This is a genomic window from Caballeronia mineralivorans PML1(12) (genome assembly GCF_001028175.1).
Lineage (GTDB): Bacteria > Pseudomonadota > Gammaproteobacteria > Burkholderiales > Burkholderiaceae > Caballeronia > Caballeronia mineralivorans.
In genome coordinates, this window is the sequence record NZ_AEJF01000304.1 from 1 (window position 1) to 321 (window position 321).

Sequence of the window (321 nt, forward strand, 5' to 3'; positions counted from 1 at the left end):
CGAGGTGCCAAACACCGCCGTCGATATGAACTCTTGGGCGGTATCAGCCTGTTATCCCCGAGTACCTTTTTATCCGTTGAGCGATGGCCCTTCCATTCAGAACCACCGGATCACTATGACCTGCTTTCGCACCTGCTCGCGCCGTCACGCTCGCAGTCAAGCTGGCTTATGCCATTGCGCTAACCTCCTGATGTCCGACCAGGATTAGCCAACCTTCGTGCTCCTCCGTTACTCTTTAGGAGGAGACCGCCCCAGTCAAACTACCCACCAGACACTGTCCGCAACCCGGATTACGGGTCAACGTTAGAACATCAAACATTA

1 rRNA gene is annotated in these 321 nt (G+C 54.5%); it reads right to left on the bottom strand.

The annotated features are described in order from the left end of the window. Nucleotides 1-321, bottom strand: a 23S ribosomal RNA gene (locus EOS_RS42780); the annotation flags it as partial.